Below are 14320 nucleotides of genomic sequence, written 5' to 3' on the forward strand. Positions count from 1 at the left end.
AAATCTTTATACATTAGGCCGTAGCTTTTGCTGCGGTCTTTTTTTATGCCGTAAGCCATTTAATTGAGCGGTATCTACATCGCCCGATAATAATACCGATCCAACCTCGGCACATCATCGGTGTGTAGCGCTTGCGAGGGGTTAAAGAACGCCACTTGCGTAAGCTTGACGCTACCCGGACATTGAAAATTGCAAAGCATGATGTTCTGTATCGCCTCGCTATTATTCGGATTCGTTGTCGTCTTAGTGAGGATATAAGCGTCATCACCGAATACCTCATGCCAGTTGTTAAATAGCGTTTGGCTATAGCCATGCTCTGCGTTGGCCTTGCCGATCATATTGGCCATAATATAGCTACTGTTGTCCTGAAACTGGCGTAGTGCTTCAATAGTGTACAAGTTCCCTGCCACATGACGCCCTTGAAAGGCATCAATCAGCATAAAGTCATAGCTGGCGTCACGATGACGGGTTAAATAGCCACGCGCATCATCACCGATGAACTTAATATTGGGCGCGATTGGTGCTTTTAAGAAGTGCGCTTCTACAATGTCGGGTAACCCCTTATCAATGTCGATAACCGTCAGCGCCATATCCGGGTTGTGGTGCGCCACTTCGCTAGGCGTGCCCATCCCTGCCCCGCCAAGGAATACTAAAGTCTCAGGTTTGATGTCATCAATGGCCTCGACAGTGATCTTGCCGTACCAGTGGCAGTTTTTTTTGGCGAGATAGAGCCAGCAGCTACTGGTCGTCTGTCCGGGTTTATCGGTAATAGTCACCGCTAATTGCTTATCGATGACGGTTTGCTTAATAAACCAAGCGTTTGTTGCCGTTTGATAGCCAGTATCGACTTTGTTCAAGAATATAAAAATAAAAGTCACCGCGACTGCAGCGATAGCAAGGCTATAATTGATGCGATGGGTCGATAAACTTAGCGGCTCATCACTCGCAACTTGCACTGCTAAGCGCGTACATAAATAAGCGCTAATGGCTAAAGCGGCGATAAATAACGCGAGGCTACTCATCAGGCCAATATAAGGCAGCAACAATATCGGCGTCAGCGTCGAGCCGAGCACGCTACCGACGGTGGTAATCGCCACCATCATCCCAGCGTTCTTGCCAGCATCAACGCCGTCATGATTTTCATACTTTAAAGATAAAAACTGAGTAATTAGCGGAATAGCGGTCGAGCCAAACGCTAGCCCTACCCCGAATAATAGCCCGACACCGATAGCGGCGATAATCGGGCTATCGACACTGGCGGTCATAGCGGCAAGAAGTGGCAATTGGATAATACAAGCGATCGCGTGACAGATAGCCGATAAGGATAAAACGTGTCCGGCCTTGAGGAGCGCTTGTCTTGGAGTGTGAATGCCTTGCGAGAGACGACCGCCATACCAGTAACCCACGGCAATGGCAATGAGTACCATCGCGAGGATAACGCCAGTAATCGAGATGGACGAGCCGATATAAGTGGCGGAGATACGAATGGCATATATCTCAATCCCTAAACCGGCAAAGCCCTCGAGTAGCGCGATAGTGAGACAAACGCCTAACACCTTTTTTTGCATAAAATAAGTCATCGTTATTCTTTAGATGCGGTGATTTTACACTATTGGAGGTTGGGCGTGTTTGGGAAGTGGTTGTTTGGTTTAATAGAAAGAATTTAATTAAGGTATTATTCGACAAGGCGAACCATTAGGAATATCACACTCGATACGAGCGCTAGAAGGCGATTTAGCGACAGCGATTATCTGTTGCTGAGTTTCTAATGTCCATCCAGTCGCATCGGTGATTGATTGGCAAGCGCCTAAAGTCGGTGCAATCGGTACGGTGCTATCATCTTGGTCATTAAGGGTGTATAGAACATTGTTACTATAGCTTTTTGCTTCTGATAAGCAAGCATGACTCCGCGCCTTGCTAACATTTGACTGATAACTAGGAATGGCAATCGATGCTAATATCCCAATAATAGCCACTACGATCATTATTTCTATTAAGGTAAAGCCGGACTGAATACTTAACGTTATCGCTTGGCAATCGTTTTGGTTAGACGATTGAATAGATTTCATGGCGTTGTAGTCAATTATTGTTTTATAGACCACGATGCAGAGACTGTGCCAATTGAGTTTAAGCTTATTTTAAACAAAAAAAACCAAACAGCACGTTTGGTTTTTTTAGTATTAAATGAGATTTCCTAGAGCTTGATAGTTTTATGTATTTTATTAATTTAGCATGATATAAGCTGGGCTAAAAGCCCAGCCTACGCTTGCTAAAAGTCCAGCCTACGCTTGATTATTCACTACCACCAGCAGTATAATCAGCAGTACAATCACCAGTACCAGGCTTAAAGCCACGAGTAGAGTTACATGATGTACCACTATTGGTCCAAGTCATGTTCGCAGAATCTGCACCCATCGTAGGTGTGTTGACATAGGTTAAAGCATCACCTGTAGTGCTTGTTGCACCAGTATTTGCAGTAATAACACCGTCTGCTACAGTTGGTTGTGAAGTAACGTTTTTAGTAATTGTAAAGCCGGCTGTGGTATCTGTGGCTGGAATACCATTTGTACCATCATTACAACCTGTAATTTTACCAGTAATAGCGATGCACTCATTTACCGCTGCTTTAACAGAAGCTAACTCAGCAGCAGCAGCAGCAGCACGAGTACGTGAACTATAGTTACCATACTGAGGAATAGCAATCGCCGCCAAGATACCGATGATAACAACCACGATCATTAGTTCGATTAGGGTAAAACCTTTTTGTGCAGTGTTCATAAGAACTCCTTAGGGTGGTATAGAGATAGTCAGTTATAGTACGACTTATCTTTGATTTGCAGATTAAAATTAGCTATTACGCCTTATTTGAGTAGTTGCACATAATATGCCAAAACTAAAAAATGACGGAATTAATAAGAGCTTACGGGTTTTACCCCTATTTTTTACCGTTTATAACAGTAATTCGACCGCCTGTTAGTGTAGCGTTAACATATTGTTACTGTCAACCTGCTAATTATTGTCAGTTCAGTAACTTAACATAACAAAGCGTAACTTTAGCTGACGTTTTTTGTCAATTATTTATAGCGACTGACAAAATTTATATCATCATTGCCAATTAATGGCATTTAGTTCCACTCATCGCCGCTACCGCAAGTGTTGACACTATTGATCATTCGACATTTAATGCCTTGGTAGTTGAGGCTAAGGTCACCATCACCGTCTACTTGTGTATTATCAATAGTTTCAGCAGTGATTTGCCATTTAGCCGTCAAAGGATCTGGCGTAACACTCACCTCATATAATGCCTCCCCTTGAGTTGGATAACCCTTCTCATCAAACTCACTGGTTACCGCTGCACTTATTGCACTATAGCTGCCTTGGGCTAGTTTACGCGCCTCAATCTCAGAGGCGATATTGTGCATCTCGCTCATCATATCAGCGCGTTTGGACTTAATGACATAGCTCTGATAGCTGGGATAGGCAATAGATGCCAGTACCGCGATGACGGCGACGACGATCATTAGCTCTATCAAGGTAAAGCCTACTTGCTTAGTGGGCTGCATGGATGTCTTTAAAGCTAGCATTACCACTCCTTCGTACCTGTACCACAGTCTGTCGCGGTAATCGCGATGCTGCTAGTCGTCTGACAGCGCGTCCCAGTGCTAGTCAATAGCATATTATGAGCATTTTTAGTAATACCATTAGAATTAGGCTCAGCTAGCATCTTCCACGCCCTACCCGTCGCATTGTCCACCCCTGCCGCTACGATAAGCGAGTTGGTAGGCGTAGTGCCATCGACTAGCATAATCTTATAGCGGTAATTACTGGCTGTCGCGCCACTTGGTACATAGATGGTTTTGTTTGCAGTGTCATCATAAGCGTACGTTTTCGTATTGCTACCGCTAGCGCTAGTTATTTTCTGTGGCCTGAAGCCTTTATAGGTCAAAGCTGACGCGCGCCAACGATCTAACTGTAGCTGCAGCTGTAGCATTTTGGCTTGTACATCACGCTCGGCATTGATGATGACGTAGCGGCGATAGCTTGGAATGGCGATAGCCGCTAATATAGCGATGATCACTACCACCACCATCAGCTCAATAAGGGTAAAGCCTGAGCTAGCGCTACGACTGGACTTAGCTGTAGAGATAAGCATTAGTTACTCTCAAACCACTGCGTCGGGGTCAGCTCAAATCTGGGCTTAAACAAAATACTGGCCATAATCCCATCACCATCGGTTGTAGTCGCGTTGCCATAAGGGTTAGGATTATCAGGATCGGTAATAAACTTAATAGGATCTTTGTTTGGGTCACTTCCATAGCCTAACCGCGGATCATCCATACGCTCGCTCAAAGTACGGATACCTAACAGCGTTGTGGTATCTAAGTTCTCTGAATTTACGGCTCCTAGCGCTAGCTCCTGAATTCCCTTACCCGCTGGCAAGAAACCACCGGTACCAGTCATAGAAGTCTCATCCATACAGACACCATAGGGGAGACAGTATAGCTGAGTTTCTGAACCACCGAGCGTTTGGGCCTCACAGACATTGCCATCGTTATACGATATATTGGGATCATAGATGGACGTGTATAAGAAGCTATTGATAACACGGTAATCGCCCACGGCCTTTAGGTGGGAGACGTTCTCATGTCCTGCGAATCGGGTTAGTGGATAGTACCAGCCATTTTTGGTCTTATTGACCATCTCGGCGATTAAGTTTTCTTTAGCAGCACGCAGACCCGTACTCGCATTTGTCACTAGTTTATCGCCGCCAAGTTCCACCAAGTCATCATCGTCCATATCCCTAACGTTAAGAGTTGATGTGGCTACGGTCAATAAATCGGGCAGCGCTATATCTCTGTCGATTATCCCGTAAATCCGGTTGGCTTTGGAGTTATTAGTACTATTAACGTCACGACGCTTGGCTAAAGGTGAGCTACGATCCCCTGAAGCGAGGTTCACTAGTGCGAATATCTTGCTCTGAGCATCTCTATAGAAGCTTACGACGGGACGATCGTAGAAGCGGTAAGGCATCTGCTTTGCAGCGTTGCTACTAGAGGCTTCTAGCACTCTTACTACTCGTACATTGCTATAAGTTTCTGTCTTACTATTGATAAAGTCAGCACGGAACACATTTCCGCCTAAGTCAGCAAAGTATAAGTGATCAAATAGACCATCGTTATTACGATCAAGTGGGGTGACACCTGCGACGATACTATGATTATACGGGTTGTCCCACGACCATATATGCTCGCCTGTCTTGGCATCAGCGATGTATAGTGAGCTTCCTCTAGCAGCAGTGGTAGGTACAAACTGTGGATCTTCATAAGCCATATCATAGCCGCCACCGAAGATGATCACATCTTTGGCTTTGCCATTGGCCGTGCCAGCACCTATGCGTGCGGTAGTAACCCGATTCCAGATTTGACCTACATTGCTATAATTACTATTCACTGTGGTCTGTAACGTACCGTTATTATTCTGGTGTAGCACAGGCGTAGCATTAGTAGTATCAGCAGTAATACTAAATAATATCTTAGGCTTATCTTTATCCTCTAAATCTAAGCCGTATAGTCCATCAGCGCCCATACGAAAGCCGCCGTAGGCCGCCATAGGCAAGAAGTTGCTGGTGTTAGTAACGTCTTCTGCATTGCTACTATCAGGCTTATATAATGATACTTTGCGAGTCTTGGTACCATCAGTCGTGGTTGACTGATAACGATATTTTGCACTCACTAACCAAGGAGCGTCGACCCCAAAACTTAACTCTCCCATCGCACCTTTGATTAACGCTTTGGGCTGCTTACGGAACATCTCATGTAGCACTAGCGCCCACTGCTCCTCACCAGTCTCAGCATCCACCAGATGCAGCGCTCCATCCATTGAGCCAAATAATAGATAGTCCTCACGGTTGTCCGCAGTAATGTTACCGGCTTCATCTACCTCTGCACTATAAGAGACTAAAGTGGGTTTTGAATGAACCACACCGCCGACCTGACGAATAGTGTCAGTTGGAAGGTAGTTTTGCATTTTCATCTCGTCTATATAGGTAACCGTACCGTCACTATCTCTATAATCAAATAAGTAATCAACGTCGTAACCTAAAAACTTTAACATAATGCGCTTGGACTCTAATAACGACAAGCCGCCAGAGCGATAAACACTATCGTTGATTTTTGGGAAGCCTATCGGAGTACCTGTACTATCGACACCTACTTTGACTACGCCGCTAGGTATGGTTGTGTTATCTAAAACTTTGTAGTTTTCAATAAATACATTGCGCGTACTAGCTACTGCGCTGAGAGTAGGAGCGCGCAGACGAGAATAAAACCCGCCGTTAGTGACTGAAGCATTCCCTAGTATAGGGCTAGACTGCTGCCACTGATCCGCTGCACTATCATTAAGAGTGCCTTTTATATCGCTGTAGAGACGATGGTTATTCTTACCATATAAGGTGCCGTTCTTAGTTTCGTACTTTTTAAGATTGCCCGGCCATACCTTAAAAGTATCGCCTATCTTAGGCTCAATCATTGGCAGATAAGCATAAGGCAAAGTGGTACTGGTTCTATATGGATCTTCAGGCACAGTAATCGTACCTGCTGGAGTGGTATTAATAATCTGATTTAAGTCAGTGATGAACTTTTGCACGCTATTGGCAATATCCTCAGAGCTTTGTGCATAAAAGAAACCACCGTTACCATAATCTGGCCCACCCCATTTACAAGCGTTTTTGGCATCTAAGTTAGTGGCCGCATCACAATTATAAGTATCATCACTATTTTTAGGGATACCTGCAAATGATGAACCAAAGCCTGCTACCGCTGTTCTAATACTGGCCCCAGATGGGTTTTCGTCTTTGTCATATAGTTTTTTGGCATACTCGCCAATATATTCCCAACCGCCTGTTTCACCAACGAACAGATTGGATTGTAATTTTGGTGAGACCAATCCAGTTGGTACACCACTTATTCCATAAGAATTAGTTAATGATCGGTTCATAATCGTACGCGCCATTTCAGGCTTAGTCGAGTTTGGCGCGCCATCGGTTAAGAAGTAAATACCATTACTATCACAGGTCTCTGTGCTACTCCCTTGAATATAAGCTGTGCCACTAGGGTTTTTAGTGTCTGCTGCTGAGTATCTCAAGCCTCCTATCATATTTTGTGTACCAGGAATTATAGAAAACGGGCTGGTTCGATAGGACACTAAACCTCGTATTCCCTCTCCATAGCCCCATACTGTACCAACAATAGGCTCGATATCTAGCGGCTCTTGATCTACTTTTAACCAACCGCCATAACGCCAGCCGACAGGTAAAGCCTTGTAAGTGTCCCATAAGTTATTTATAGAGACATCTTTACCAGTTAAACTTTTTATTTTCGTTTTAAAATCAGCTTGGTTAGTCACTTTTGCCCATCCGCCAGAACCATTAGGGTAATAAATACCGTTATTGACAGTACCCTGAGCAATGTTGTTGCCGCTGCGTCCTGGCCAATTGTTCACGCACTGTTCTACTACCGCTCCGATTGCTGAGGTTGTTGTAGTACCTAACTCAACACAAACAAAGTATACCTGCTCATCGTCGTTGACCGATTTCTGCTTGACCATATAGCCATCGTAAATAACGCCAACATTCGAGATGTTGGATATACTATTATCTACGCCTGTCCCAGTACCCATCATATACGCTCCTGCTTCGGCATAAGCATGGGCAGTAGGTGTGCCACTTGAGGACTTCGTGACATTTGGATAGCTATCGCTAGAGAGCTTGAGATTAGGGTTTTCGCTACCATCTTCATCCGTGGTGGTATCAAGTGACTGAAAGCCTGCCAAGGCTTTTGCTATTTTCTGGCGCTGGGCTGTCGTCAAGGGGGCTGCAGGCACTAGTATACGCCCTGAGTGACCATCTACTAATACGTTAGATGCATTACCAATAGTAATGGGCTTACCTGTGTTAGGCTCTGCCTTTGATGAAAAGTGTCCAAGTCCCATATATACAGTATCGCTGATCTGATCACTAGCTAATAAAGGCAGTAAGGCATCTTTTAAACGTGACAGTCGATCTAGTTCTGTAACCGTTTTGGCATTCGCTCCCTGCCCAACCTCCTTCGTACAGCCGCGCACATAATAATCAATCGTTTCAGAACCAATCGTGACGCTCTTTTTTATAGAGGTCTTATTGAAAGTCTCGTTAGCTGGATTTTTATCGGTAAGATTGTAAGCCCATTCAAAAATATCATAAGCCGCGTTTCTAGAGTTATTATACTCTGCGACTGGGAAACGATCACACAAGGGGACATCTACATCACCTGGACTACCGAAGGGGTTTACCTTTGGTAGTACCAATGAGCTAATCCCCATAGAACCTGAAGTATCAATCATCATCATCAAATTAGTACGTGCAGTCGCGGCCGGCTGATAGATACTCAAATCGCCAATTTGGCTGACTACGCCATCTTGATTGACTGCCGCTTGCGACATAGTCATACAAACCATACCCAATACCGCAGCACTCAGACTAGAGACACACCACCAAGGTTTACTGGTATTTTGAGCATCAGATGCAATAGCTTTAGCTACGGACGCTTGAAAACGATTGATAGGTTTGAGTTTCATAATATTATCTCTTAATCATAGCTACCATAAGCGTGACAGCATTTGTGTAATAGCTCTAGTATCAGCTGTGCGTGACTTAGCTGTTTCTACACAAGGCATTTGAGCTACCTGTTTTGGTACTATTACCGAAATAAGTACAGTAATCGCTACTTTCTATATTGGCCACATCGACCTGCTCTACCAGCATTTTATTAGGTATGTTATTGTCGCTCATACATTTTGCCACGCCATCTACGTCATCCGAGGCATCTTTTGCAAAGCACTCTTTTACTTTCTCATTTTTGGCATTACCATAGGCAGGTAATACTGAGGTCGAGTAAATATCAAAGGTATACATTTTTGAAGTTTTTTCTTCAGAGTCCGAGCCTAGGCTCATCTGCTCAAAAGGCCCACTATTAGCAGTAGAGCTCACGTTTTTGATCATAACTTGCGTCATGGTAGTGTTACGACTGCTCGTATAATCATCAGCCTGAGTGGAGTCACAATACCCAGTAGTATTATTGACTATCTTGCCACCACCACGGCGTATAACTGCGTTATCAATATTGAAAAAGGCGGAACGGGGTCGATAGCAAAAATCAATCAGATCATCATCATTATCACCCAAAAAATAGTAGCCAAAAATACCGGTAATCCCCATTATCTGCTTGTATTGCTCACTAGAGGGCAAGCCGTTTACCGACATCTCGATCTTGTTATTGACACTATCTGAGGACTGCAGTAGTACCGTATTTATCTGATCGCTAGTAGCTAGCTTAAGATCGGTACTACTATTACGTACCGCAATCACACCGACTAATATAATTAAGGTTAAAAATAATAAGACCACAATCAATACCGCACCGCGCTGGGCGGAAGCTAGTGAAGGATAATTGCGCGAGCGGTTGCTATTCATAGCTAACTATTACCTTTTTCAGTCAAGATAAGCTTGATCTGATGGATTGATCAAAGAAGTTGTGCCACTGCCACTAAAAGAAACTAGATAAATCTACTTTTCTATATTAGCTGCTAACTTCTAATAATGTTTACGATTCTAGCATTACGTAATAGCGTATTAGTAGTATAGACTCTACGTAAATAGTTTGGCGCGTCCGTTTGCGGTTTTAGAGTTTGCTCTACACCAAATATGTCAAACTTGTTGTTACTATCTACTGGGCTATTAGCCGTACTTCTAGCCAATATGGCCAGCTTAATATTAGTAATAAAAGGCTTATCAGTAGTGAGATCCATGTATTGTTTGACTGTCATATCTCGATACTCATAGCTACTACCTCCTCCTGCTGTAGGAACTTCTTGCTTGACACCTAGACGAATATTGAATTGGTCTATATTTTGAATGACCGTTTCACCCGCATCAGGAAAATTTATCAAAGTACCGTCAGCTGCGATTCGCCCAGCGTCGCAATTGAGATTGAGATTTTTCCTACTTTTACCGGTTTTATTACTATCTTGCCTTACAAAGTAGCGGGTAATAACTCTATCATCGACTTGAATATCTTCGCCTTCGCAGTCCTGTATAACTTGACCTGTAGTGTTGCGATATTGAATAGTCAACTGATCGCTCTTAACATCAGTGTTAGTCAACTTTTTATTCCAGCGGTTGTTTGCACCATTTCCACCTGTTAGACCATCACTACGTGTTAGATATCCTTTATTTAAGTTTTTTTTAATAATTAAATTAACATTAGCATTTGGGTTTTTACTCTTTGTAAGTACTACTCCGCCCGAAACAGTCTTATCATTAAGAGGAACGCCATTATTACCCAAATTAGCAAGTCTTATCTGTTGTTCGATAGCCTGTAGACCAAATACCGCAGAGTCTTGAATCTCGGAGCCTGCTGTTTGGATACGATCGACACGCTGACTGGTGACAAATACTTGTATAACAGCCGCTGATATCAGCAGACCTAACACCAACGATATCATCAGCTCGATAAGCGTAAAGCCGCTTTGGTATCTTGAATACGTTATATTATGTCTCATCAGTATGTCTCTATAATGATGCAGCTGCTACCATTTTTATATATGCCATCTTCATCAGCACAGGCTTTGGTATCAGTATCGTCTAATTCAGCTACGGTATCGCTCCAAGCGGCTACCACGCATTTTACCTCTGAAAAATCCTCTGTACCTGGACAGGTAACCATACTTATATCTACGTCATACTCTTTTAGCTTTTTAGTTATTATTACTGATTCGTTGATAGCGATTTGCTCCGCTGTACACTGCCCATCTGTACAAGTTACTTTTGTTGCAGCGCTATCATTAATCGTTTCTTCATAAGTATCGATTTCTTCTGAGTTAGCGCGCATATTTTCTGCTAATCCACGAATAACACTCAACGTTTGGGTACGTATGAGACTTTCATCAGTAGCACTGACTGCTTGTAGTTGTAGGGCGCTAAAACCCAATACTGCCACAGATAATAGTAAAACAGCGACTAATACTTCGACCAAACCCACGCCTCGCTGACGATGCATCATGAGCAGCTTCCTCCTATAGAAACGCTAACCTGTCCAAGCTTACTCACTTTGACTAGTCGTGGACTTGCATTGGTATTGCTATCGCAGATAGTCAGCGTCTCTTCATCGGCAGTTTTGTTAGGTTTAAACTCTACGTCATCACCATCTATAACACTCTTAGTATTATAAGTATAGCTTGCGATGCTAGTTGAGCTATTATCTTCAATCTCGATTTTATAGTCGTCATCATCGATAGAGACTTCAATCTCCTGACGACGAATAAGACTCTCAGCCTTTGCCTCCTTTAACGCATTAGCCAACGTATTCGCCGTTGCCTTTACGCGCTGATTGGCCAGTTGCGTACTAATACTCGGCGCCGCGATACCGACAATAATAGCAAGCACCGCAATCGTTACCATCAGCTCAATCAGGGTAAACCCTGCCGAATGATTATTGTTATAAGACGAATTAGATAAAGCAGTGGTCACATCCAAATCCTAAAACCTTATAGTTAGCGCTAAGTTGACTAGCAATAATTCGCGAAATGCTATTGTTTTTATTCTGTTATAAAAACAGTCATATCTTATCAAGATGCAATATTTGTTCCGTTTATCTAAGCTATTAGCTACTGACAATACGGCCTGAATACCTTTACACATTTAAATAATACAAAAACAATTGAGGTTGATTATATACAAAAATAACACTAAAAACGTCAAGACTCTAGTCATCTTTGCTATAACAGTGGATATACAGTCTGTAAGAATTATTGGTTTTGACTACCGTGTGCCAGAGCGTACGCTGAAATATGGTACTTATTAGTCTTAACATCAGCAGTCTGGCTGGCGCTATCAGTAGCGTAATTCATACTACCATGAGCTGTTCTAGTAGCTTCTAGAGGGGTTAGATAAGGCTGGTCTGGTAAGAAGGCACGCGCTAATGCTTGTAAACTTGCCCCTGTGGTTGCGACATCATCGAATAGCAGTAAGCGTTTGACTGGCGGGGTCTCAGTCAGTACAAAAGCATCATTTAGATTGGTTAGGCGCTCGCTTCGGGTGAGGCCTTGCTGGCTAACCGTATCGTCCATGCGCTCTACCCCATGCCATAAGGGGATTTGCCAGTGTTTGGCGAGATGGATTGAGAGGATAGTGACCGGATCGAAACCTCGTTTACGTAAGCGGTCATCGGTCGTGGACATAGGGATGATGACACTGTTGCCCGCATGACAGCCTTTCGGCCTAGGCAGTTGCCGCAGCATATGTACCAGCAGAGGTAGGCGAGTCATATCCTCGCTATGCTTAAAGGCGCGAATAGCTTCACGAATTGGATAATCGTAGTAGCTGGCCGCCTGAATCGGTAAGCTGACGGACGCGGCAATATCGACATAAAATGGCGCAGGTAGCCAAGCGATACTGCGCTGACAGCGCTGACAAAGCAGGCTTTTATTAGCAGTGGACAGTAAGCCGGATAAGCGGCTGGCGGATAGAGCTGAAGAAGTAGAGTCTGCAGGATTAGTATAGAGCGCTTTGCGGTAACAGCCGCAGAGCTGGCAGCGTATATTGACATACTCTGCCAGCCACAATCCAAACTGGTAAGGTGCAGGGCGGCGCAAGGGCTAGACTCCTAATAGTTATCCTAAAAGCCTTTCCAGTCGTTGAGCACTATACCGAAGCCGATAGCGGTGTTTTCGTGGTTATAATCAATGATAGACTCGCCGTACCCTTGGAATAGCTGCACATAGCCGTTGACGTTTTCGGACAAGGGATAAATATAGTCGATTTGTGCCGCGCCTTTATTGGTGCTTGGGTTATAGCGCAGCGTACCACTGAGGCTTTGTTGATCAGGTAGATCATACAAGAACTTGATATCGCCGTAGCCCATGTAATCTTCGATATCTGGGTTATCTTCGCTACTCTCATCTTCATTGTTGATGCGAGCCCACAGACGCGGTACTACTGAGAGCTTGCCCCACTCCGCTCCGGCTAGTAGATAAGCGCGGTTCCATGAGCGTGATAAAGGGTCGTCTTGACCGTTTGAGTGGTGAATCGCGCCCGCCCCTAGCATACGCAAACGTCCGCCAAAAGGTAAGTCAGCAGCTACTGGCTGAGTCAAAAATATCTCTGGCTGATAGTCCGTCGCGCGAAACGGTCTTGAGTTATCTTCGTTATAGACCTGCCAATGCGACTCTTGAGTATAACCAAACCATAAGTCAGCACTGGTATCAAATAGATCCTCACCAACCTTTGTCTTTAGCGATAACTGAAACTTTAGCTCAGTGTTGCGAACGTCATTAGAGGTAAATGTTTCACCGGGTTCATCTGGATTACTAGGGGTTGGGCTAAGATTAGGATCAAAGGTATAAAATAGCGGTAGTACATAAGTTGGCCGATACGGTCTGACCGTCCAAGTGCCGCGCTCGCTGTTTTGATCTAAGTCATACGCTAAGCTTAGCGGCGAATATCTCTCTATCTGCTCTTGGGTGACTCCCACCTCTTCTAATACTTTTGCTTCTCTTTTTGTCAGCCCTACTGCACTTAAACTTGTATTAGTCTGCTCTTGTTCCGTGTCTAAGGTGTCGTCAGCCTCGTCTAAGTCGTCTTGCGCGAGTATCACTTGCGGGTTACCGGAGATCGTCGTTTTAAAGGTTTTGGCGAGATCTACAGGCTGCTTACTCATGGTATAGCTAGGCGTTTTGCCTTGCTCTGCTACTTTATCAAAACAAGCCAAACGTGCCGCGCTCGTCTGAACCTCGGTACATTCAAGAAACAGCTGAGCTTGCTGCGCAATAAAAGCATCGCTAGGCATTTGGCTCGGTTCAATAGCGTCATCGCCTAAATACTCTACGTTAGCCCCAGCTACTGGTATCTCATTGTAGACTGACGCCTCGCTAGCGGCTTGGGCTTGCAAAGCGGTGCAACTTAAAGCGACACCTATAGCCACATTCAAAGGCGTCTTTAATGCAGTATTGAAAGTCGGCTGAAGCTGAGCTTGATATCGGGTAATAACCTGAGCAAACATAGTAATCCTTGGTCATGAGGGGCAAAGATGCCGGCATATTATCTGCTGAGGACAGCACAAATAAGTAGAGACTATATTGAATTCAAAGTAAAAAGGGTCAAAAGTTTTGGCATATTACTGGTATCAGTCTCTCTATCGCGCGGCTCACTTTCGACGCTGCACAAGAGTGATCTGAGTAACACATCATACTTTTTAGATTGAATCGACTATAGCGGTGATAGTCAGTG

Annotated in this window: 12 protein-coding genes; all 12 read right to left on the minus strand. The window is 44.1% G+C overall.

The features are described 5' to 3' along the window. Nucleotides 1–74: 74 nt before the first annotated feature. Nucleotides 75–1580, minus strand: coding sequence for a fused MFS/spermidine synthase (locus I3248_RS00925; protein WP_238062212.1), 1506 nt, complete (start codon nt 1578–1580; stop codon nt 75–77). 87 nt (nt 1581–1667) lie between these two features. Continuing rightward, on the minus strand, nt 1668–2069 hold the full coding sequence (locus I3248_RS12165) for a prepilin-type N-terminal cleavage/methylation domain-containing protein (protein WP_275949268.1): 402 nt from the start codon (nt 2067–2069) through the stop codon (nt 1668–1670). A 223-nt stretch (nt 2070–2292) separates the two neighbouring features. Continuing rightward, nucleotides 2293–2778: a prepilin-type N-terminal cleavage/methylation domain-containing protein gene (locus I3248_RS00935; protein WP_275949269.1), complete on the minus strand. Its 486-nt coding sequence runs from the start codon at nt 2776–2778 to the stop codon at nt 2293–2295. Between the two features lie 347 nt (nt 2779–3125). Continuing rightward, nucleotides 3126–3584, minus strand: a complete 459-nt coding sequence (locus I3248_RS00945) for a type IV pilin protein (RefSeq protein ID WP_275949270.1) — start codon at nt 3582–3584, stop codon at nt 3126–3128. Further along, nucleotides 3584–4153: a prepilin-type N-terminal cleavage/methylation domain-containing protein gene (locus I3248_RS12170; protein ID WP_275949271.1), complete on the minus strand. Its 570-nt coding sequence runs from the start codon at nt 4151–4153 to the stop codon at nt 3584–3586. The genes I3248_RS00945 and I3248_RS12170 overlap by 1 nt, the downstream gene beginning before the upstream one ends. Continuing rightward, a complete protein-coding gene (locus I3248_RS00955; RefSeq protein WP_238062213.1) occupies nt 4153–8613 on the minus strand; it encodes a pilus assembly protein PilC in 4461 nt (1486 codons plus the stop codon). Before I3248_RS00955 ends, I3248_RS12170 begins: the two co-directional genes overlap by 1 nt. A gap of 76 nt (nt 8614–8689) precedes the next feature. After that, on the minus strand, nt 8690–9508 hold the full coding sequence (locus I3248_RS00960) for a pilus assembly PilX N-terminal domain-containing protein (protein WP_238062214.1): 819 nt from the start codon (nt 9506–9508) through the stop codon (nt 8690–8692). Nucleotides 9509–9621: 113 nt separating this feature from the next. Continuing rightward, the gene (locus I3248_RS00965) at nt 9622–10596 is read right to left on the minus strand and encodes a PilW family protein (RefSeq protein WP_238062215.1); all 975 of its coding nucleotides are present in this window, start codon (nt 10594–10596) and stop codon (nt 9622–9624) included. Further along, complete coding sequence (pilV, locus tag I3248_RS00970) at nt 10596–11096, minus strand: type IV pilus modification protein PilV (RefSeq protein ID WP_238062216.1); 501 nt, start codon at nt 11094–11096, stop codon at nt 10596–10598. Before pilV ends, I3248_RS00965 begins: the two co-directional genes overlap by 1 nt. Beyond that, nucleotides 11093–11563 (minus strand): prepilin-type N-terminal cleavage/methylation domain-containing protein, encoded by a 471-nt coding sequence (locus tag I3248_RS00975; RefSeq protein ID WP_238062217.1) that lies wholly within the window; start codon nt 11561–11563, stop codon nt 11093–11095. The genes pilV and I3248_RS00975 overlap by 4 nt, the downstream gene beginning before the upstream one ends. A 278-nt stretch (nt 11564–11841) precedes the next feature. Then, on the minus strand, nt 11842–12687 hold the full coding sequence (locus I3248_RS00980; RefSeq protein WP_238062218.1) for a ComF family protein: 846 nt from the start codon (nt 12685–12687) through the stop codon (nt 11842–11844). Between the two features lie 23 nt (nt 12688–12710). After that, the gene (locus tag I3248_RS00985; protein ID WP_238062219.1) at nt 12711–14093 is read right to left on the minus strand and encodes a phospholipase A; all 1383 of its coding nucleotides are present in this window, start codon (nt 14091–14093) and stop codon (nt 12711–12713) included. Nucleotides 14094–14320: the final 227 nt, after the last annotated feature.

This window comes from Psychrobacter sp. Ps3, from assembly GCF_022129275.1.
GTDB lineage: Bacteria > Pseudomonadota > Gammaproteobacteria > Pseudomonadales > Moraxellaceae > Psychrobacter > Psychrobacter submarinus.

Coding starts and splice junctions, on each gene's coding strand:
- I3248_RS00955 (WP_238062213.1), bottom strand. CDS start 8,613: ATGAAACTCAAACCTATCAATCGTTTTCAAGCGTCCGTAGCTAAAGCT.
- pilV (WP_238062216.1), bottom strand. CDS start 11,096: ATGATGCATCGTCAGCGAGGCGTGGGTTTGGTCGAAGTATTAGTCGCT.
- I3248_RS00965 (WP_238062215.1), bottom strand. CDS start 10,596: ATGAGACATAATATAACGTATTCAAGATACCAAAGCGGCTTTACGCTT.
- I3248_RS00960 (WP_238062214.1), bottom strand. CDS start 9,508: ATGAATAGCAACCGCTCGCGCAATTATCCTTCACTAGCTTCCGCCCAG.
- I3248_RS00925 (WP_238062212.1), bottom strand. CDS start 1,580: ATGACTTATTTTATGCAAAAAAAGGTGTTAGGCGTTTGTCTCACTATC.
- I3248_RS00935 (WP_275949269.1), bottom strand. CDS start 2,778: ATGAACACTGCACAAAAAGGTTTTACCCTAATCGAACTAATGATCGTG.
- I3248_RS00945 (WP_275949270.1), bottom strand. CDS start 3,584: ATGCTAGCTTTAAAGACATCCATGCAGCCCACTAAGCAAGTAGGCTTT.
- I3248_RS00985 (WP_238062219.1), bottom strand. CDS start 14,093: ATGTTTGCTCAGGTTATTACCCGATATCAAGCTCAGCTTCAGCCGACT.
- I3248_RS12170 (WP_275949271.1), bottom strand. CDS start 4,153: ATGCTTATCTCTACAGCTAAGTCCAGTCGTAGCGCTAGCTCAGGCTTT.
- I3248_RS12165 (WP_275949268.1), bottom strand. CDS start 2,069: ATGAAATCTATTCAATCGTCTAACCAAAACGATTGCCAAGCGATAACG.